A 19769-nucleotide genomic window follows, 5' to 3' on the forward strand; every position below is an offset into this window, starting at 1 on the left:
GCGGGCCGCGGTCCGGCGAGGGCAGGGGAGGGGGGTCAGCTCTCCCGGACGACCGCCACGGCTCCCGCGGGGACGGTGCAGGATCCGTCGTGGACGCCGCCGTCGAGCAGGTTCACGCCGCTCACCCCCGCAACGGTGACGGGGGAGTCGCCGTGGTTGATCAGGAAGACGTGCCCGCCCCGCCGTACCAGCTCCAGGTCGTCGGGCAGGTCGCGGGGGCGGGCGACGCGCGCGTGGTCCAGGACCTCGGCCAGCAGCTCGCGCAGCCCGGTGACCGGCGCGGTGGCCAGGTACCAGGCGCTGCCCGCGCCGAGGTCGTGGCGGGTGAGCGCGGGATGCCCCGCGTCGGGGCCGTCGGCGAAGACGCGAAGGGGACGCGCCCCGGCGGGCCTGACCCGCTCCGACCAGATCCTTCCCGGCAGGCCGCAGGACAGGGCCACGCGCTCGTCCTCGCGCAGCGGGTGGAACTCCTCCACCGACAGGCCGAGGACCTCGCGCAGCGCGCCGGGGAAGGCGCCGGGGTGGATGGTGTCGCGGGCGTCCACGATGCCGGAGAAGAACGAGGCCAGCAGGTGCCCGCCCGACTCGACGTAGCGGTGCAGGTTCTTCGCCGACGCCTCGGTCAGCAGATAGGAGCTGGGCGCCACCACGAGCCGGTAGCCCGACAGGTCGGCGGCCGGGTGGACGAAGTCCACGGTGACGTGCTCACGCCACAGCGCCTCGTAGAAGGCGTCGACCCGCTCGCGGAAGGTCACGTCGACCGAGGGCCGCCAGTCGAGCTCCAGCGCCCACCACGACTCCCAGTCCCACACCACGGCAACCTCGGCGGCGACCCCGCTGCCCGCGACCTCCGCCAGCGCCCGGACCTCGGCGCCCAGGGCGACCACGTCGCGCCACTGCCGCGTGTCGGTGCCCGCGTGCGGGATCACCGCCGAGTGGAACTTCTCCGCGCCGAACCGCGAGGCCCTGATCTGGAAGAACATGACGCTGTCCGACCCGCGCGCCACGTGCGCCAGGCTGTTGCGCCGCATCTCGCCGGGGCGCTTGGCGATGTTGCGGGGCTGCCAGTTGACCGCCGCGGTGGAGTGCTCCATCAGCAGCCACGGCCTGCCGCCCGCCACCGACCTGGCGAGGTCGGCCGACATGGCCAGCTCGATGTGGTTGTCCGGCTTCTCGGCCGACAGGTAGTGGTCGTTGGCGACCACGTCGACCTCGCGCGCCCACTGCCAGAGGTCGGTCGACTTGCAGTTGACGGTCCCGGCGAAGTTCGTCGTCACCGGCAGGTCCGACACCTGGCGGATGAGGTCGCGCTGCAGGGCGTAGTGCGCGCGGTGCTGCTCGTCGCTGAAGCGCGCGTAGTCGAGGCGCTGGGCCGGGTTGACCGCCGTGTGGTTGGCCCTGGGCGCGTCGATCTCCTCCCAGTCGGTGTACCGCTGCCCCCAGAACGTGGTCCCCCAGGCGTCGTTCAACCCCGACAAATCCCGATATGTACGGCGAAGCCACTCGCGCCAGGCGCGCACGCTGTGCTCGCAGTAGCACTCGCCGAGCGGCGCGCCGTACTCGTTGTGCACGTGCCACATCACCACCGCCGGATGATCCTTGTAGTGGCCCGCGAGCGCGGTGACCAGCCGCGACGTGGCCGCGATGAAGTCGGGGGAGCTCGAGCAGGCGCTCTGCCGGCCGCCGAACCCGATGCGCACGCCCTCGCGGTTCACCGGCAGGGCGTCCGGATGCCTCCTGACGAACCACGCGGGCGGCACGGCCGTCGGCGTCGCCAGATTCACCGCGATGCCCGCCGCGTGCAGCCGGTCGACGATCTCGTCCAGCCAGCCGAACTCGAAGCGGCCCTCGCCCGGCTCCATCAACACCCAGGAGAACATCCCGAGACTGACCAGGTTCACCCCGGCCTCGCGCATGAGGGCGATGTCCTCCTCCTGCACCTCTCGCGGCCACTGCTCGGGGTTGTAGTCGCCCCCGAACGCAATCCCGTCACGCATCAACGTCTCCCTCTTCTGTGAACGTGCACAGTAGCGGCACTCCGCTCGATTGGGGAATCCACCTGGACTTTAACGAGAACGTAACAGCCTCTTGACGGTTCGTTCTGCGGCAACCAGTCTGTGCACGTTCACAGAGTCTGCGGCACGCCGCCGACAGCTTAGAGTTCTCATCTCGGTGCTCGGAGGGACAAATGCGTACAAAACTCCTCGGTGTGGCCGCGCTCGTGGTCACCCTGGCGGCGGCGGGCTGCGCCGCGCCCGAAGCCGCCCCCCAAGCTGCTCCTGCCTCGGACGCGGCCCAGGCGACCCCTCAGGGCCCGGTGAAGCTCACCTACTGGACCTGGGCCCCCAACATGGACAAGATCGTCGCGGTCTGGAACCAGGAGCACCCCGACATCCAGGTCACCGTCAGCAAGCAGGCCGGCGGCGACGACGCGGCCGCCAAGTTCCTCACCGCCGCCAAGGCGGGCAACCCGCCCGACCTGGTGCAGGCCGAGTACCAGCACCTGCCCTCGTTCATCGCCGCCGACGCGGTCGCCGATCTCAAGGCGGCGGCCGGAGCGGCCCAGCCGGAGTTCTCCGAGGGCGTGTGGGGGCAGGTCACGCTCGGCACCGCCGCCGTCTACGCGATTCCGCAGGACAGCGGCCCGATGATGCTCTTCTACCGCAAGGACCTGTTCGAGAAGTACGGCATCGCCGTGCCGAAGACCTGGCAGGAGTACGCCGAGGCCGCGCGCAAGGTGCGCAAGCAGGACCCGGACGTCTTCCTCGGCACCTTCTCCAGCAAGGACCCCGGCGCCTTCACCGGCCTGGCCCAGCAGGCGGGCGCGCGGTGGTGGGCGATCGAGGGCGAGGCATGGCGGGTGAACGTCGCCGACGAGCCCACCACGAGGGTCGCCGACTTCTGGGGCGGCCTGGTGAAGGAGGGCGTCATCGACGGCATGCCGTACTTCACCCCCGAATGGAACAAGGCGCTCAACGACGGCAAGCTGCTCACCTGGCCGTCGGCGATCTGGGCGCCGGGCGCGCTGTCGAGCAACGCGCCCAAGGCCAAGGGCAAGTGGGCCGCCGCGCCGCTGCCGCAGTGGAGGGCGGGCGAGAACCACAGCGGTTTCTGGGGCGGCTCGTCGGTCGCCGTCGCGGCCTCGTCGAAGCACCAGGCCGCCGCCGCGCGGTTCGCCGTCTGGCTCAACACCGACCCCAAGGCCGTCGAGCTGCTCGTCAAGGAGGCCGCGATCTACCCCGCGTCCGCCAAGGGGCAGCAGGCGCTGACCGAGGCGCCCGACTACTTCTCCACCCAGCCCGACTTCTGGCAGCAGGCCGCCACTGTCGCCGCCGGAGCCCGCGGCTTCACCTTCGGCCCGAACGTCGGCGTCACCTACAACGCCTTCAAGGACTCCTTCGACAAGGCCGTGCAGGCCAGGTCGTCCTTCTCCGACGCCGTGCGCGCCATGCAGGAGACGACGGTCGCCGACATGCGCAAGTCCGGTTTCCAGATCGCGCCATGAACCGACGCGTCAAGGCCGCGCCGTACCTCTTCCTGACACCCGCGATCGTCCTGTTCACGCTCTTCCTCGCGGTGCCCATCGGCTACACCGTGTACCTGTCCATGCGCCGGGTGAAGGTCTCGGGGCTCGGGCTCGGGAAGGGGGCGCGCCAGGAGATCTTCGTCGGCCTGGACAACCTGGCCGCCGCCGTCACCGACGGCGAGCTCTGGGCGGGCTGGCTGCGCGTGCTGGGGTACGGCGCGCTGGTGCTGGTCGTGATGCTGGGCCTGGCCCTGCTGTTCGCGCTCCTGCTCGACTCCGCCCACGTACGGCTGGCCAGGTTCTCGCGGATCGCGATCTTCCTTCCCTACGCGGTTCCCGGCGTGGCCGCCACCCTGCTGTGGGGCTTCCTCTACCTGCCCTCGCTCAGCCCCTTCGGGCTCGGCTTCCTCAGCGCGTCGGCCGTGACCTTCTCCATGGCCAACATCGCCGTATGGGGCGGGGTCGGCTTCAACATGCTCGTCCTCTACACCACGCTGCGCGCCATCCCGCGCGAGCTGTACGAGGCGGCCCGGATCGACGGCGCCACCGAGACGCAGATCGCGCTCCGGGTCAAGATCCCCATCCTGGTCCCCGCGATCATCCTGACCACGGTCTTCTCGGTCATCGCGACCATCCAGGTCTTCACCGAGCCGACCACGCTGCGGCCGCTCACCAACGCCATCAGCTCGACCTGGAGCCCGCTCATGAAGGTCTACCGCGACGCGTTCGTCACCGGCGACCTCTACTCGGCCGCCGCCACCTCGATCGTCATCGCGGCCGTCTCGCTCGTGCTGTCGTTCGGCTTCCTGCGCGTGGTGCGCGGGCACGCCTTCGGGGAGGAGTCATGACCAGGCGCCTGGCGCCGACAGGGCTGCTGCTCCTGGGCGCGATCTACTGCCTGTTCCCGGTGAGCTGGGTCCTGGTGGCGGCCACCAAGTCGCCCGCCGAGCTGTTCACCACCTCCACCCTGACGCCCGGCACGGGGCTGCTGTCGAACATCGAGGAGCTCTTCGCCTACCGCGAAGGGGTGTTCTGGCTGTGGATGGCCAATACCCTGCTCTACGCGGGCGGCGGCGCGCTGCTGTCGACCGCGGTCAGCGCGGTCTCCGGATTCGCCCTGGCGAAGTACCGCTTCCCGGGCCGCAACGCGATCTTCAACCTGCTCATCGGCGGCATCCTGGTCCCCGCCGTCGTGCTGGCGATCCCGCAGTACCTGCTCTTCTCCCGGGTCGGCCTGGCCGACACCTACTGGGCGGTGCTGCTACCGCAGATCCTGCACCCTTACAGCATCTACCTGGCCCGCATCTACGCCACCGCGGCCATCCCCGACTCGCTGCTGGAGGCGGGCAGGCTCGACGGCGCGGGGGAGTGGCGGCTGATGAGCAGGGTGGCGATCCCGCTCATGGTGCCCGGCATGGTGACCATCTTCCTGTTCCAGTTCGTGGCGATCTGGAACAACTTCCTGCTGCCGTTCATCATGCTCGGCGACGACGGCAAGTTCCCACTCACCGTCGGCCTCTACACCCTGCTCGCGGCGGGGGCCAACCAGCCCACCCTCTACAACCTGATCCTGACCGGCGCGCTGCTGTCGATCGTCCCCTTGATCGCGCTGTTCCTGACGATGCAGCGATACTGGAGGACCGACCTGTCCTCCGGAGCCGTCAAGTGAAGCGTCCCACCATCCACGACGTCGCCGCCGCCGCGGGAGTCTCCCGCGGCACGGTGTCGCGCGTGCTGAACGGCGACAAGTACGTCAGCGCGGCGGCCCGCGCGGCCACCGAGAGGGCGATCGCCGAGACCGGCTACGTCGTCAACCGCGCCGCGCGCAGCCTGGTCACGCAGAAGACCGGCTCGGTGGTCATGGTGCTGTCCGACCCGCACGAGAAGATCTTCGAGGACCCCAACTACAGCGTCCTCATCCGTACGGCGGTGCGCCGCCTGGCCGAACGCGACGTCTCGCTCGTCATGATGATGGCCGGAGACGACGGCGACAGGCAGCGGGTGATCCGCTACGTCAAGGGCGGTCACGCCGACGGGGTCTTCCTCGTCTCCACCCACGCGGGCGACCCCCTCGTCGGCGCGCTCGGCACGGACGTTCCCGTCGTGGCCCAGGGCGCGGTCATCGGCTGGGAGAACGTCATCCCCTACGCCGCGGCCGACGAGCGCCTCGGCGCCCGTCAGATGGCCTCCTACCTCGTCGAGCAGGGACGCAGGCGCATCGCGATGATCACCGGCCCCATGGACACCCCCGGCGGCACGCAACGCCTCGAGGGCTTCGCCGACGTGCTCGGCCGCAAGGCGTCCAAGCGGCTCATCGCCCACGGCGACTGGTCGCGCGCCAGCGGCGAGCGGGCGATGACCGAACTCCTCGAGCGCTCTCCCGATCTCGACGCCGTCTTCGTCGCCTCCGACCTGATGGCCGCCGGAGCCCTGGCGGCGCTGCGGGCGGCGGGGCGCCGGGTCCCCGACGACGTCGCGGTCGGCGGTTTCGACGACTCCTCCGTCGCCGTCTCCACCCACCCGCCTCTCACCACCATCCGCCAGCCGCTGGCCAGGGTGGCGGAGGAGACGGTCAGCCTGCTGCTGGCGCTGATCGACGGGGCGACGGACGTCGAGCCGGTGATACTGCCGACGGAGCTGGTCATCCGCGAGTCCGCCTGACCGCCTGACCGCCGTTAGGGTGGCTGACCGTGTTCACCGAAGATCGCCGCCGCCACGTCCGCGCCCTGCTCCTGGACCGGGCCCGCGCCGACCAGCGCGTCACGGGCGCCGCCCTGACCGGCTCGGCGGCCCGCGACGCCGAGGACCGCTGGTCGGACGTCGACCTCTTCCTCGGGGTGACCTCCGTGGAGGAGGTCCTGCGCGACTGGACCGCCTTCGTCTACGGGGAGCTGGGCGCGCTGCACCACTTCGACCTGCGCTCGGGCACCGCCACCTACCGCGCCTTCCTGCTGGCGGACCTGCTGGAGGTGGGTCCTTGGCCTGGCCACCGCCTACGCCAAGGGCGCGGACCGGCTGCCAGCCGAGGTCACCGACGTCCTCGGCGAGACGCTGGTGCGCGCCCTCGATCCGGCCGAGCTCAGGCGCGCCCTGCGCGCGGCCACCCGCGCCCTGCTCGGCGAGGTCCGTGACGAGGACCTCGCCAGGAGGCTCTCAGCCCTTGCCCATTAGCTCGAAGGCGCCCTTGGCCAGCGCGAGCGCCTCGGTGGCCACGTTGCCCTCGTCCAGCGGCGCCTTGGTGTCGGAGGCCATCGTGGTGACGAAGAAGGTGCGTCCGTCCTTCGTCGTGGCCGAGTGGCCCAGCGCCACCACGCCCGCCTCCGAGCCGCCCTTGAACCAGGCGGGACGCCACTTCTTGGCGTCGAGGCCGAGCCCCGCGTCGCTCTGCGACATGACCCTGCCGACGCGCTTGTCGTCCAGGACGCGCAGCCTGGCATGGGCCGCGCACACGTCGGCGGGGGTGCCGAACCACTCGATGGTGTCCAGCTCCCTCGGTGAGATCCACGGTTTGATCTCCCCGAGCGGGATCCTGGCGACCACCTTGTCCAGGTAGGCCCGCCGCTGCTTCTCGCCCAGCGACAGGTAGCGCTTGGCATGCTCGGGATAGGCGGTCCCCTTGAGCGCGAACATCTCGCGCGTGGTGAGGAAGGGGACGTTGCGCGACTGGGTGGCCTCGACCGCCTTCCTGCCGACCTTGTGGATGAGCAGGTCGCTGGCGGTGTTGTCGCTGATGCCGATCATCAGCATGGCCGCCTCTCGCACGGTCACCTCGCTGTTGTCGGGCCTGTCCTGCAGCTCGCCGCTCGGCAGGCTCTTGAGCGAGGGCTTGATCGTCAGCTTGGCGTCCCAGTTCGGGATCCTCTTGGCGACCGCCTCCAGCACATGGAGCTTGAACATCGAGCCCATCGGCCTGGCGGTGCGCGGGGCCAGTGCGCGCACGGGCACGCAGCGCCCGTCACGGGTGATCTCGGCGGCCATGAAGCTCACCCTCGGCGCCACCTTGCGAACCCGCTCGTCGATCTCCTTCCAGCTCGTGGGCGTGGGCTTCGGGGTGACGGGAGGCGTCAGCCGCAGCCCGGAGATCTTGCCCTCCGCATCGACCGTCAGCTCCATCCAGAGCGTCTTGCCGCCCGTCGTGACCTCGGTGACGAGCGCCCTGTCCGCCGAGTGGATGATCTTGAGGAGGCGCAGGTCCTTGGCGCTGACCAGGCTGGCGTTGAGCTGGGCCGGCGGTATGGCGGCGAGCATCAACGCGGAGAAGTGCTCGACGAGCTGCGGCTCAGGCACCGGCGCGTCGGGAAGGACGGACATCAGCCAGCTCAGCTGCCGGCCGGCGGGAGTGTCGGGGATGGGGACGTCGCGCGTGGCGGCGGACGGGGTGAAGGCGGTGGCGGTGACGGAGGTCGCGGTGAAGGGGGTGGCCGCCGACGGGGTCGGGGAGGCCAGTGCCGAGGGCGCGGCGGCGCACGCCGTCAGCAGCAGCGAGGAGGCGGTCACGGAGACGGCAACGGATCTCATGCCCCCATGCAAGCGAGCAGGGCCTCGCGCGCCCACCAGGCCAGCCGCATCGTCAAGTGTGCGGTTAACCTCATAGACTCCCCCCGGCTTTCTCACCACGATGGGTGCTCATGGGTTCGAGGTTGATGGCCGGGCTCCTCGCGGTGATCGCCGTCGCGAGCCTGACCGCCGGCGCGCTGCTGGAGTCGGGGCTGCCCCCGCCTCCGTCCCAGCTCGCCTTCATCCTGCTCGGCTTCGTCACTCCCGCACTCGGCTGGCTGCTGGCCGTCAGGCGGCCCTTCAGCCCCTACGGCTGGCTGCTGCTGGCCACCGCGGTGTCCCTGGGCCTCGGCTCGCTCGGCGTCGGCATCGCGCTCAGGGCCGGGCCGCCCGCGGGCGTGCCCGGCTGGCTGACGGCGCTGTTCGCCGTGTACTTCGGGTTGAACTCGATCTTCGTGCCGCTGCTGTTCCCCGAAGGGCGGCTGCCTTCCAGAAGGTGGCGGCCCGTCGCGTGGATCTCGGCGGGCACGATCGCCGCCCACGCGCTCGGCGTCGCGCTGGCGTGGCCGCTCTCGGGACCGTGGACCCCGCCCGTGTCGATACCGGCGGCCGTCGTGGGCGGGCTCGGGCAGGCCCTTTCGTGGGTCATGGCCCTCATCGTGCTGGTGGGACTGGTCGTACGCTGGCGGCGCAGCGCGGTCACCGAGCGCGGGCAGTACGCGTGGGTGGTCGCAGGCGCGATCGCCAACGCCGTGTCCTTCGTCTCGCTCACGGTCTTCATCGTGGGCGGCGATGCCGGATGGGGAGTGGCCGGGGTGGCCGGCACCCTCGGGTCGCTGCCCGCCGCGATCGGCGTCGCGGTCGTCCGCCACCGGCTCCTCGACATCAAGATCGGGATTCGGGGCTCCCGGCTGCTGTTCGTCTTCGACGTGCGGCCCTCGGTCGGCGAGGTGCTCTCCAGCCTGGGCTCGGCCATGGAGGAGCGCCCCGAGCCGGTGGCGCTGATCGGCAGGCTGGCGGCGGCCGTGCGCTCGGCGCTCGCCACCACCTGGGCGGCCGTACGGCTGGCCGACGGCACCCGCGTCGTCGCGGGAACGGAGGAGGGTCCCGCCGCGCTCGTCGTGCCGGTCAGGGGCGGGCTCGGCCAGCTGGAGTGCGGTCCAAGGGAGCGCGGCAGGCTCACCGCCGAGGACCGCCGCTTCCTCGAGGCGCTGGCCGTACCGGCGGGGCTGGCCATCCAGAGCGAAGGGCTGGCCGCGCGCCTGGTCAACGCCCAGGAGGCCGAGCGGCGGCGCATCGAACGCAACATCCACGACGGCGTGCAGCAGCAGCTCGTCGCCCTGATCGCCGGGCTCGAACTGGCCAGGGCCACGGGCGGCGGCGCCGAACTGCTCGCCGAGCTGCGCGAGCAGGCCCGCCAGACCCTCACCGACCTGCGCGAGCTCGCCGCCGGGATCCACCCCTCCGCGCTCGGGCAGGGCGGTCTGGTCGAGGCGGTCGAGGAGCGCTGCGCGAAGTTGCCGGTGCCCACCAAGGTGAGCGCGGGCGAGGGCCTGCGCGCCACCCGCTTCTCCGACGAGGTGGAGGGCGCGATGTACTTCACCGTCAGCGAGGCCGTGACCAACGCGCTCAAGCACGCCGCCGCCACGCGAATAGAGGTCAGGCTCGACCGAGAGGGCGGCCGTCTGCGCGCCCGCGTCGTCGACGACGGCAGGGGCTTCGACCCCGCCACCACCGCGCGGCGCGGCCTGGCCACGCTCGCCGACCGCCTCGACGCCCTTGGCGGAGGGCTGGACCTGCAGGCCGGTTCGGGAAGGGGAACGCGGATGACGGCGTGGGTGCCGGTCGATGGGTGAGCGGCTGCGCACGGTGGTGGCCGACGACCACTACCTGGTGCGGGAGGGGACCAGACGGCTGCTCGAGCTGTCGGGCGAGGTCAGCGTCGTGGGAGCGGTCGGCGACGCCGACGAGCTGCTCGACGCGGTGCGCAGGCTGGGCCCCGACGTCGTCGTCACCGACATCCGGATGCCTGGCGGCGCGTGGCGGGCCGGTTTCGAGGGCATCGACGCCGCCCACCGCGTCCACGCCGAGCATCCGGGTGTCGGCGTGGTGGTGCTGTCGCAGTACTCCGACGCGCTGTTCGCCTTCGAGCTGTTCAAGCACGGCACCGAGGGCTTCGCCTACCTGCTCAAGGACCGGGTGGGCGACCTGGAGGAGCTGCTCGGCGCGATCAGGGCGGTCGCCTCCGGCGGGTCGGTGATCGACCCCAAGGTCGTGGAGGGCCTGCTGGCCAGGCGGGCGGTGCGGGCCGAGCAGGAGGAGCTGACGCCGCGCGAGCGCGACGTGCTGCGCGAGATGGCCAGGGGGAGGTCGAACGGCGGGATCGCGCGGGCCCTGCACCTGTCGGTGTCGTCGGTGGAGAAGAACGTCAACGCCATCTTCACCAAGCTGGGCCTGGAGAACAGCGGCGACGTCCACCGTCGCGTCGCCGCCGTCCTCGCCTACCTGGGGCCGTGACCCCCGGTCACTTCTTCAGACCCGCCTGGCCGAAGGTCGCGGGGATGTCGAGAGAGCTCCACCGCGTCACCGGCCACATGATCACGAACGCTCTGCCCAGCACGTTGTCGACCGGGATCGTGCCGCCGCCAGGGTCGCCGATGTGGCCCCGCGAGTCGTAGGAGACCGAGCGGTGGTCGCCCATCACCCACAGCCTCCCCGCGGGCACCTTCACCTCGAACTGCCGGTCGGAGGCCTCGTCACCGGGGAAGAGGTAGCTCGACTCGTCCAGCGGCACGCCGTTGACGGTGATGCGGCCCTTGGAGTCGCAGCACTTGACGGTGTCGCCCGCCACGCCGATGACCCGCTTGATGTAGTCCTTCTCGCCCGGCACCAGGCCGAACAGCTCGCCCACCCAGCGCAGCGCGCCGGTGACCGGGTTGGTCGGCTCCTCGGTGACGACCTCGGGGTCCCACGAGTCTTCGCCGTTGAAGACGATGACGTCGCCGCGCTCGATGTCGCGCGTGTGGTAGACGAGCTTGTTCACCAGCACCCTGTCGTTGATCAGCAGGGTGTTCTCCATCGACTCCGACGGGATGTAGAACGGCTGGACGATGAACGTCTTGATCAGCAGAGCGAGGCCGAGAGCCACGACGACGAGGATCGGCAGCTCCTTCCACGAGGAGCCCTTCTTCTTGTTGCTCTTGCCGCCCTCGGCGCGTTGCTGCGCGTCTTCACCGATCACGTCCACCTCGTCCCCCCGGAAGGCGTTTCGTCGCCATGGTTGATGCTTCCATCATCGCTGATGGGACAGCTCAGCTTCCTGATCTCACGCCGAACAGTCAATTCGAATCCTCTCGTGCTCCGCGTCAAGTCGGCGTATGCCCGCCTTTGTGGAGCGCGGCCGTCCCGCGTGGACGGGGAGCCGCGCCGCGGCGGGCCACGGCGGCGGAACCGGGGGTGGGGTGGGCGGCCGCGGGCGGAAGGCTCGCGTGCGCGAGGCGGATGGCGGAGATCGCTTCACTCGGCACGCCCATCCCGCGATGATACCGCCGGGAGCCGCGTCCCAGCGGTTCACCCGCCCGCGGACAGCGGAAAGGCCCATGGGCGCGGGTTCGCGCCCATGGGCCTGTCCACGAGCCCTGCGCCGGGTCGCGGCGCGCCCATGGCCGGCGGCGGGCGAGGGAGGTTGTCCCGCCGACGAGTCTCGGTCGCTCTCAGCGCAGCGCGGCCGCCTCCGCGGCGAGCCTGCGCACGTGGTCCCAGTCACCGGCCGCCAGCGCGTCGGCGGGGGTGAGCCAGGTGCCGCCCACGCAGCCGACGTTCGGCAGCGCGAGGTAGTCGCGCGCGGTCTCGAGCCTGATGCCGCCCGTGGGACAGAACCTGACGTCGGGCAGCGGCCCCGCCAGCGACTTGAGGTACGGCAGGCCGCCCGCGGCCTCGGCGGGGAAGAACTTCAGCTCCGTGATGCCACGCTCGGCCAGGGCCATGACCTCCGAGGCGGTCGCGGCGCCAGGCAGGAAGGGTACTCCGCTCGCCAGCAGGCCGTCCACCAGTGAGGGGGTCGTCCCGGGAGACACCAGGAACTTCGCCCCGGCCCCGACGGACGCCGAGACGTCGGCGGACGTCCGGACCGTGCCCGCGCCGATCACCGCGTCGGGCACCTCGGCGGCGATGCGGGCGATGGCCTCCAGCGCGCCCTTGGTGCGCAGGGTGACCTCGATGACCGGCAGCCCGCCCGCGACCAGGGCACGCGCCAGCGGCACGGCGGTCTCCACATCGTCGATGACGACGACGGGCACCACGGGGGCGAGGTCGAGCAGACTCATGGGACGAGCTCCTTCAACGATTGCTGCGCCAGCCACGCGGCCGCGCCGGTGAGCGCCGGTTGCGGCGCGACGATCAGAGTGGTCGCGATGGCCGACAGGTAGTCGACGAGATGGGGCGTGGCCTCGAACCGGCGGCGGAAGTCGCTGGCGCGAACCCGCTCCACGATACGGGGCAGCACGCCGCCGCCGAGATAGACCCCGCCCCGGGCGCCGAGGGTCAGCGCCACGTTGCCGGCGAAGCTGCCGAGCATGCCGCAGAACACCTCGACCGTCTCCGCGCACAGCGAGTCGTCGAGCCTGGCGACGATGTCGGAGGCGGTCAGCCTGGGCGCGGAGACGCCGTTCACCACCGCGAGGGCGCCGTGCAGGCGTGACAGTCCAGGGCCCGAGAGCAGGTCCTCGGCCACCACGTGCGGCATGCCGCCCGCCCGCAGGACGCGGACCACCTCCAGGTCGCGGTCGTCCAGCACGGGCACGGTGACGTGCCCTCCCTCGCCGGGGACGGGCACCCAGCCGCGCTCGGACGGCACCAGCCCCGCCACCCCGAGCCCGGTGCCGGGCCCGAGGACGGCCTTGACCCCCCGCACGGGCGCGGGCCCGCCCAGCGCGAGCAGGTCGTCACCGGCCAGGTGCGGCAGCGACAGCGCCAGCGCCTCGAAGTCGTTGAGCAGCGTCGCGTACGGGATGCCGAGGTCGCGCACCGAACCCGTCCACGGCAGGTTGGTCAGCCGGTAGCCGTCGCCGTCGATCGGGCCCGCCACCGCCAGGCACGCCGCTCCCGGCCGCACTCCGCCCGCATGGTCTGCGAGATAGGCGGCTACGGCGTCGGGAAGCGTGGCGTGGTCGGCTCCGGCCAGGACGGCCACCTCGGTGGGCGGGGCGCCGGGCTCGGTGACGATCCCGAACCTGGCGTTGGTGCCCCCGATGTCGGCCACGAGCCAGGGCAGGTCGAAGCTCCTCACCCCGCACCCCCGAGGAGCACCCCGACCTTCCGGCGGGCCGGACGATGGGTGGTGGTGGAGGTCTTCCGGAGGAAAGGGTGGTGGGTGGTGGTGGGGGTCTTCCGGAGGGCCTGACCCTGGGGGGTGGGGCTCACTCGGCTACCTCGGAGTGCGCGAAGCCCGCGGGGGCGGCGAAGCCGAGGCCGGGACCGTGGGTGGGAGACTCGGCGCCGTTGACCCCGAAGACGCTCGCCCCGTGCTCGGCGTGCCCCGCCATCCGGCGGAAGGCGGAGAACAGCTCGCGGCCCGTGCCGACCCACTCCGCGTCGCTGAGCGCGCGCCCCTCGGGGGTACGGCCCGACAGGTCGGCCAGCACGTCCAGCGTCCCAGCGGCCGAGTCGAGCCTGATGAGGTCGCCCTCGCGCACCAGTGCGATGGGGCCGCCGTCGGCCGCCTCGGGCGACAAGTGGATGGCCGCGGGCACCTTGCCCGACGCGCCCGACATTCTGCCGTCGGTCACGATCGCCACCCGCTGCCCCCTGTCGAGCAGCACCGCCATCGGCGGCGTGAGCTTGTGCAGCTCGGGCATGCCGTTGGCCGAGGGGCCCTGGTAGCGGATGACCGCGACGAAGTCCTGCCCGTCCAGCTCTCCCGCCTCGAAGGCGCGCAGCAGCTGCAGCTGGTCGTCGAAGACCTTGGCGGGCGCCTCGACCACCAGGTGCTCGGGCTTGACCGCCGAGACCTTGCTGACCGCGCAGCCCAGGTTGCCCTCCAGCATGTGGATGCCGCCGTCGGCCGAGAACGGCTCGGCGACGGGGCGCAGCACGTCGAGGTCGGCGCTGCCGGAGGTGACCTCCTCCCACACCAGCGCGCCCTCCTTCAGCGAGGGTGCCGACCGGTAGTGGTCGAGACCGCGGCCTGCGATCGTCAGCACGTCGCCGTGCAGCAGGCCGTTGTCCAGCAGGTCGCCGATCAGCACCTGCATGCCGCCGGCGTCGCGGAAGTGGTTCACGTCCGCCTGGCCGTTGGGGTACATCTTCGTCAGCGAGGGCACGACTTTCGACAGCTCGGCCAGGTCGTCCCAGGTCAGCACGATGCCCGCGGCGGCCGCGATGGCGACCAGGTGCAGGGTGTGGTTGGTGGAGCCGCCGGTGGCCAGCAGCGCGACGCAGGCGTTGACGATCGCCTTCTCGTCGACGACCTCTCCGACGGGGGCGTACTCGGCGCCGTGCGCGGTGATCTCGACCGCCCGCGCGCCCGCCGCCTCGGTGAGGGCGTGGCGCAGCTCGGTGTGCGGGTTGACGAAGGTGGCGCCCGGCAGGTGCAGGCCCATCACCTCGATCATCACCTGGTTGGAGTTGGCGGTGCCGTAGAAGGTGCAGGTGCCGGGGGAGTGGTAGGACTTCGACTCGGCGTCGAGCAGCTCGTCCCTTCCGACCTTGCCTTCGGCGAACAGCTGGCGGGTGCGGGCCTTGACCTTGTTCGGCAGCCCCGAGGTCATCGGGCCGGCGGGCACGAACACCGCGGGCAGGTGCCCGAAGTGCAGCGCGCCGATCAGCAGCCCGGGCACGATCTTGTCGCAGACGCCGAGCATGAGGGAGGAGTCGAACATGTCGTGCGAGAGCGCGATCGCGGTCGACATGGCGATGACGTCACGGCTGTAGAGCGACAGCTCCATGCCCGCGCGGCCCTGCGTGATGCCGTCGCACATGGCGGGCACGCCGCCGGCGACCTGCGCGACGCCGCCCGCCTTCCGCACGGCCGTCTTGAGCTCGCCCGGGTAGGTCTCGTACGGCTGGTGCGCGCTCAGCATGTCGTTGTAGCTGGTCACGATCGCCACGCCGGGCTTGGCCGTCCCCCGGAGCAGGGGCTTGTCCTCGGCGGAGGCGGCGGCGAAGCCGTGCGCCAGGTTCGCGCACCCGAGGTGCGCGCGGGCCGGCCCGCGCTCGCGGGCCAGCGCGCCCTCGCGCCTGATCCGTTCCAGATAGACGGTACGGCTGGCACGGGAGCGCGCGGCCACCCGCTCGGTCACCTGCTGGATAGTCGGATTCACTGTTCTACGCCTCCTCTTCGTGCCAGGCACGGCCGCTGCGGCCGAGCAGTTCGTGCGCGCCCGCGGGACCGGTCGTCCCCGCGGGGTAGGGCTCGGGCAGGTCGGCCGACGACTCCCACGCGGCCAGGATGGGGTCGATCCAGCGCCATGCGGCCTCGACCTCGTCGCGCCGCATGAACAGCGTCGGGTTGCCCGCCAGCACGTCGGTCAGCAGCCGCTCGTAGGCCTCGGGCACCCTGGTGGTGAAGGTCTTGCCGAAGCTCAGCGACAGTGGCACCGGCTTCAGCAGGGTCTCGCCCGCGCCCGGCTCCTTGGCCATGATGTGCAGCTCGATGCCCTCCTCCGGCTGCAGCCGCAGCACGAGGCGGTTGGGCGTGCCGCCGGGGTATATGGAGTGCGGCACGTCCTTGAACTGCACCACGATCTCCGAGCGCCGGTACGGCATGCGCTTGCCGGTGCGCAGGTAGAACGGCACGCCCGCCCATCGCCAGTTCTTGATCTCGGCGCGGATCGCGGTGAACGTCTCGACCCTGCGCGAGGCCTCCGTGGTCGGCGTGGACGCGGGCTCGTCCAGGTAGGAGGGCATGTCGGCGGCGCCGGTGTACTGACCGCGCACGGTGAAGCGGTCCACCTCGGTGCCGACGATGGGCCGCAGCGACTGCAGCACCTTCACCTTCTCGTCGCGGATCGCCTCGCGGTCGTTGCGCGCGGGAGGCTCCATCGCGACCAGGGTGAGCAGCTGCAGCAGGTGGTTCTGCACCATGTCGCGCAGCGCGCCCGCGTGGTCGTAGTAGCCGCGGCGGCCGGGGGTGCCGACGGTCTCGGCGGCGGTGATCTGCACGTGGTCGATCCAGAGGGAGTTCCAGATCGGCTCGAGGAAGGCGTTGGCGAAGCGCAGGACCAGCAGGTTCTGCACCGTCTCCTTGCCGAGGTAGTGGTCGATGCGGAAGATCTGCCGCTCGTCGAAGATCTCACCGACCTCGTCGTTGATGCGCTGGGCGCTGACCAGGTCGCGGCCGAGCGGCTTCTCCAGCACCACCCGCGAGCGCGGGGTGACCAGGCCGGCCTCCTGCAGCTCCCTGCAGAACGGGCCGAACGTCATGGGCGGGCTGGCCAGGTAGAACACCCTGTCCCTGTCCTCGTGCCCGGCCAGCATCCGCACCACGGTCGACCAGCCGCTCTTGTCCTCGCCGCCCACGTCGACCGACACGTGGTGCAGCCGGCCGAGAAAGCGCTGCCAGGCCACCGCGTCATCGGGCACGGCCGCGCGCACCTCCGCGTCCACCTTGCCGCGGAAGTCGGCGTCGGTGAGCCCGCCGCGCGACATGGCGACGATCCGCGTCTCGGGGGCGAGCCGGCCCTCGAGGTCGGAGTGGAACAGGGCGGGAAGCAGCTTGCGCATGGACAGGTCGCCGGTGCCGCCGAAGACGACCAGGTCGGCGGTGTGAGAGGTGGGGGAGGACACGCCAGGGCTCCGATGATCTACCAAGGAAGGACAGAACGGACACTAGCCAGAGTTACGGACTTACACAAGCAGGCTTTTGCTATTTGAGATGAGAAAGTCGCGACTTTTCATTACGTAACCGTCTGTGATTCACTTGGCCGATGCCCAGACGTACCGCAGCCACGCTCGCCACCAGCGGGGAGGTTCTCGAGCTCATCCGCACCGGTGAAGCCGTCACGCGCGCGGACATCGGCAGGGTGACCGGCCTGTCGCGCCCCGCCGTCTCGCTGCGCGTCGGTGAGCTGCTCGAACGCGGTCTCGTCGTCGAGCGGACCGACGCCCCCTCCACCGGCGGCCGGCCTCCCGTGCGGCTGGAGTTCAACGCGGCAGGCGGCGTGGTGCTGGTCGCGGCGCTCGGCGCGAGCCGTACCAGGGTGGCGGTGTGCGACCTGGCGGGCGTGGAGCTCGAGGGCCGCGAGTTCGTGATCGACGTGGAGCAGGGCCCCGACGTGGTGCTGCCGCTGCTCATGGACACCTGGGACGAACTACTGGAGAGCCGCCCCGGCGTGCCCGTCAAGGGCGTCGGCATGGGTGTGCCCGCGACCGTCGAGTTCGCCGCGGGCCGCACCGAGTCGGCCAGGGTGATGGCCAGCTGGACGGGCGTGGTCATCCCGCCGCTGATCCGCGAGCGCTTCCCGGTGCCGGTCTTCGTCGACAACGACGTGAACGTCCTGGCGATCGGCGAGCACCGGGGCGCCTACGCCGAGGAGACCGGCGACCTGATGTACGTCAAGGTCTCCACCAGGATCGGCGCGGGCGTCATCGCCGGCGGCGAGATCCTGCGCGGCGCGCTCGGCGCGGCGGGCGAGATCGGGCACATCCCGGTACGCGACGGTGGCGGCGTGCTGTGCAGGTGCGGCAACGTCGACTGCGTCGACTCGGTGGCCAGCGGCACCGCGCTGCTGCGCGACCTGCGCGCGGCGGGCCGCGACGTCAAGACCATCGCGGACGTCACCGCGCTGGTCCGCTCGGGCGACGCCGAGACGATGGCGATCGTGCGCGAGGCGGGCCGCAGGATCGGCGAGGTGCTCGCGGGGGCGGTCAACATCCTCAACCCCGCCGTGGTCGTGCTCGGCGGCGACGTGGCCGAGGCGTTCGGCCCGCTGGTGTCGAGCATCCGCGAGGTGGTCTACCGGCGCTCGACCGCGCTGGCCACCAGGAGGCTCCGGATCGAGACCAGCCGCCTGGGCGCGGCCGCGGGCATCAGCGGCTGCGCGGTCATGGTGCTGGACCACGTGCTGTCACCGGACGCCGTGGACGAGACTCTGACGAATCGCCTGACGCGACAGTAGCCGCATGTGGCAGGATCTGCCGGATGTGGTCAAGGATTGTGCCGTTCGCCGCTTTTGTGATTCTGGTGGCCGGGTGTCGCCCCGTATCCTTCCTGCCCGTGGCGCAGCCCTCGGCGGCTCCCACCTCCGCCGCGTCCAGTTCCGCGGCGCCCACGTCCGCCGCGCCGTCCTCGGCGGCGCCGTCGCCCTCGTCGAGTTCCTCGGGAGGCGGCGACGACCGGCCCGCGCTGGCCGCCGCCGTCCACGGCGTGGAGACGACCATGCTCAAGGTGGAGCCCGTCGCGGTCAACAGGGTCGCCGGCAAGCACCTCGTCGTGCAGCTTCGGCTCTCCAACGCGGGCACCGAGAAGGACATCACCTGGACCGGCGAGCTGGGCGACAGCACCAGGCCGCTCGGCGAGATCAGGTGGGCCTCGGGCATCGGCGTGCTGGACGGCGCGGCGCACCGGCTGCTGCTGCCGTACAAACCGGTGGACGGGGTGTGCCTGTGCACCGACCAGGACAAGGACGGCCTGCCGTACTCCCTCGACCCCGGGGAGTCGATCACCGTCTACGGGGTGCTGCCCGCGCCCTCGGGCGACCCTGAGACGGTCACCATCGTCACCCCCGAGACCGCGCCCATGATCGGTGTGCCGGTCAGCGACGAGCCGCCGGTGCCCGCTCCCGGCATGGCGCTGCCCGATCCGGACGCCCAGCAGGTGACCACGCTCAGCCACCCGGTCCAGGTGCCCTCCGAATCCCTCGACAAGAGCGAGGAGACCGCCGACGACGGCAAGGACCTGCGAGTCAGCCTCTCCTCCGATGTCCTGTTCGCGGTGAACAAGGCGACGCTGACGCCAAAGGCGAGGACGGTGCTGGCCCGTACCGCCAAGCTCGTCGACGCCTCGGAAGGGGCCACCGTCACCGTCGAGGGGCACGCCGACTCCTCGGGCACCGACGCGATCAACGACCCGCTGTCGCTGCGCCGCGCCCAGGCGGTCAGGCAGGCGCTCTCCACGCTGGTCACCCGCGAGGGCGTCACCTTCGCGGCCAAGGGGTACGGCTCGGCCAAGCCGCTCTACGACAACGGCGACGAGGAGGGCCGCCGCCGCAACCGCAGGGTCACCGTCACCTTCCTCAAGCCCGAGCCCGCCGCCGGCACCTCCGCGCCCACGTCCACCTTGGCTCCCGGGACCGAGGGGCTGAAGGCCACCTCTCGCGCCGAGGGCCAGCCGTTCGGGCTGGAGGTGACGGGGCTGCGCGGGCTGCCGGGTGAACTGGCGGTGCTCACCTACCGCGTCACCAACAACGGCCAGGAGGAGGCGCACTACGACGAGCTGAGCGACTCCTCGGAGTGGATGTCGTACAGGTACCGCAGCGCCAGCAACGTCAGGCTGACCGACGTGGCCGCCCGCCGCGAGTACCTGCCCGGACGGATCATGGTCACCGTCGACGACGAAACCCACGCCTACTGCGCCTGCAGCGAGACCTCGGGCGTGCGGCTGAGCGCCGAGACCTTCGGGCCCGGCCAGACGCGGGAGTTCTGGACGCTGTTCGCGCTTCCCTCAGGAGCCGCCTCGCTCAAGGTCAAGGTCGGGGACTTCGCTGAGCTTCGGGTCGCGGTCGACTAGCCTCTTCGGCCGCTTCGGCTT

Annotated in this window: 16 protein-coding genes; 9 read left to right on the plus strand and 7 right to left on the minus strand. The window is 71.4% G+C overall.

The window, feature by feature from the left end; translation table 11 throughout:
• Positions 1–35: 35 nt before the first annotated feature.
• Positions 36–1997 carry a beta-galactosidase gene (locus H4W81_RS08305; RefSeq protein ID WP_192774253.1) on the minus strand — a complete coding sequence of 654 codons (1962 nt, stop codon included), beginning with the start codon at positions 1995–1997 and terminating at the stop codon, positions 36–38.
• Between the two features lie 191 nt (positions 1998–2188).
• On the opposite strand from H4W81_RS08305, the gene H4W81_RS08310 reads away from it, so the two are divergent.
• Genes H4W81_RS08310 through H4W81_RS08330 form a run of 5 tightly spaced genes read left to right on the plus strand, consistent with a single transcriptional unit; the run spans position 2189 to position 6657 of the window.
• The gene (locus H4W81_RS08310) at positions 2189–3505 is read left to right on the plus strand and encodes an ABC transporter substrate-binding protein (RefSeq protein ID WP_192774254.1); all 1317 of its coding nucleotides are present in this window, start codon (positions 2189–2191) and stop codon (positions 3503–3505) included.
• Positions 3502–4374, plus strand: coding sequence for a carbohydrate ABC transporter permease (locus H4W81_RS08315; RefSeq protein ID WP_192774255.1), 873 nt, complete (start codon positions 3502–3504; stop codon positions 4372–4374). Before H4W81_RS08310 ends, H4W81_RS08315 begins: the two co-directional genes overlap by 4 nt.
• Positions 4371–5195, plus strand: a complete 825-nt coding sequence (locus H4W81_RS08320; protein ID WP_192774256.1) for a carbohydrate ABC transporter permease — start codon at positions 4371–4373, stop codon at positions 5193–5195. Before H4W81_RS08315 ends, H4W81_RS08320 begins: the two co-directional genes overlap by 4 nt.
• The gene (locus H4W81_RS08325) at positions 5192–6187 is read left to right on the plus strand and encodes a LacI family DNA-binding transcriptional regulator (protein WP_318781606.1); all 996 of its coding nucleotides are present in this window, start codon (positions 5192–5194) and stop codon (positions 6185–6187) included. The genes H4W81_RS08320 and H4W81_RS08325 overlap by 4 nt, the downstream gene beginning before the upstream one ends.
• Positions 6188–6216: 29 nt before the next feature.
• Positions 6217–6657: an aminoglycoside 6-adenylyltransferase gene (locus tag H4W81_RS08330; RefSeq protein WP_225958510.1), complete on the plus strand. Its 441-nt coding sequence runs from the start codon at positions 6217–6219 to the stop codon at positions 6655–6657.
• Positions 6658–6679: 22 nt separating this feature from the next.
• On the opposite strand, the gene H4W81_RS08335 is transcribed toward H4W81_RS08330, so the two are convergent.
• Positions 6680–8044: a Cpe/LpqF family protein gene (locus tag H4W81_RS08335; RefSeq protein WP_192774257.1), complete on the minus strand. Its 1365-nt coding sequence runs from the start codon at positions 8042–8044 to the stop codon at positions 6680–6682.
• 110 nt (positions 8045–8154) lie between these two features.
• Between H4W81_RS08335 and H4W81_RS08340 the strand changes: the two genes are divergently transcribed.
• Both H4W81_RS08340 and H4W81_RS08345 read left to right on the plus strand, forming a co-directional pair.
• Positions 8155–9879, plus strand: coding sequence for a sensor histidine kinase (locus tag H4W81_RS08340; RefSeq protein WP_192774258.1), 1725 nt, complete (start codon positions 8155–8157; stop codon positions 9877–9879).
• Positions 9872–10540 (plus strand): response regulator transcription factor, encoded by a 669-nt coding sequence (locus H4W81_RS08345; protein ID WP_192774259.1) that lies wholly within the window; start codon positions 9872–9874, stop codon positions 10538–10540. Before H4W81_RS08340 ends, H4W81_RS08345 begins: the two co-directional genes overlap by 8 nt.
• Positions 10541–10547: 7 nt before the next feature.
• Here the strand turns inward: H4W81_RS08345 and lepB are convergent, their stop codons facing one another.
• The 5 genes from lepB to zwf all read right to left on the minus strand — a co-directional run bounded on the left by lepB (position 10548) and on the right by zwf (position 16807).
• Positions 10548–11270 (minus strand): signal peptidase I, encoded by a 723-nt coding sequence (gene lepB / locus H4W81_RS08350; RefSeq protein WP_192774260.1) that lies wholly within the window; start codon positions 11268–11270, stop codon positions 10548–10550.
• Positions 11271–11736: 466 nt separating this feature from the next.
• Positions 11737–12348: a bifunctional 4-hydroxy-2-oxoglutarate aldolase/2-dehydro-3-deoxy-phosphogluconate aldolase gene (gene eda, locus H4W81_RS08355; RefSeq protein ID WP_192774261.1), complete on the minus strand. Its 612-nt coding sequence runs from the start codon at positions 12346–12348 to the stop codon at positions 11737–11739.
• Positions 12345–13310 (minus strand): glucokinase, encoded by a 966-nt coding sequence (locus tag H4W81_RS08360; RefSeq protein WP_192774262.1) that lies wholly within the window; start codon positions 13308–13310, stop codon positions 12345–12347. Before H4W81_RS08360 ends, eda begins: the two co-directional genes overlap by 4 nt.
• A gap of 130 nt (positions 13311–13440) precedes the next feature.
• On the minus strand, positions 13441–15342 hold the full coding sequence (edd, locus tag H4W81_RS08365) for a phosphogluconate dehydratase (protein ID WP_192774263.1): 1902 nt from the start codon (positions 15340–15342) through the stop codon (positions 13441–13443).
• 4 nt (positions 15343–15346) lie between these two features.
• On the minus strand, positions 15347–16807 hold the full coding sequence (gene zwf / locus H4W81_RS08370) for a glucose-6-phosphate dehydrogenase (protein ID WP_192774264.1): 1461 nt from the start codon (positions 16805–16807) through the stop codon (positions 15347–15349).
• 140 nt (positions 16808–16947) lie between these two features.
• On the opposite strand from zwf, the gene H4W81_RS08375 reads away from it, so the two are divergent.
• Together H4W81_RS08375 and H4W81_RS49205 are read left to right on the plus strand one after the other, a co-directional pair.
• Positions 16948–18138 (plus strand): ROK family transcriptional regulator, encoded by a 1191-nt coding sequence (locus tag H4W81_RS08375; RefSeq protein ID WP_192774265.1) that lies wholly within the window; start codon positions 16948–16950, stop codon positions 18136–18138.
• A gap of 98 nt (positions 18139–18236) precedes the next feature.
• Positions 18237–19748: an OmpA family protein gene (locus H4W81_RS49205; protein WP_192774266.1), complete on the plus strand. Its 1512-nt coding sequence runs from the start codon at positions 18237–18239 to the stop codon at positions 19746–19748.
• Positions 19749–19769 lie beyond the last annotated feature (21 nt).

The organism is Nonomuraea africana (assembly GCF_014873535.1).
Taxonomy (GTDB): domain Bacteria; phylum Actinomycetota; class Actinomycetes; order Streptosporangiales; family Streptosporangiaceae; genus Nonomuraea; species Nonomuraea africana.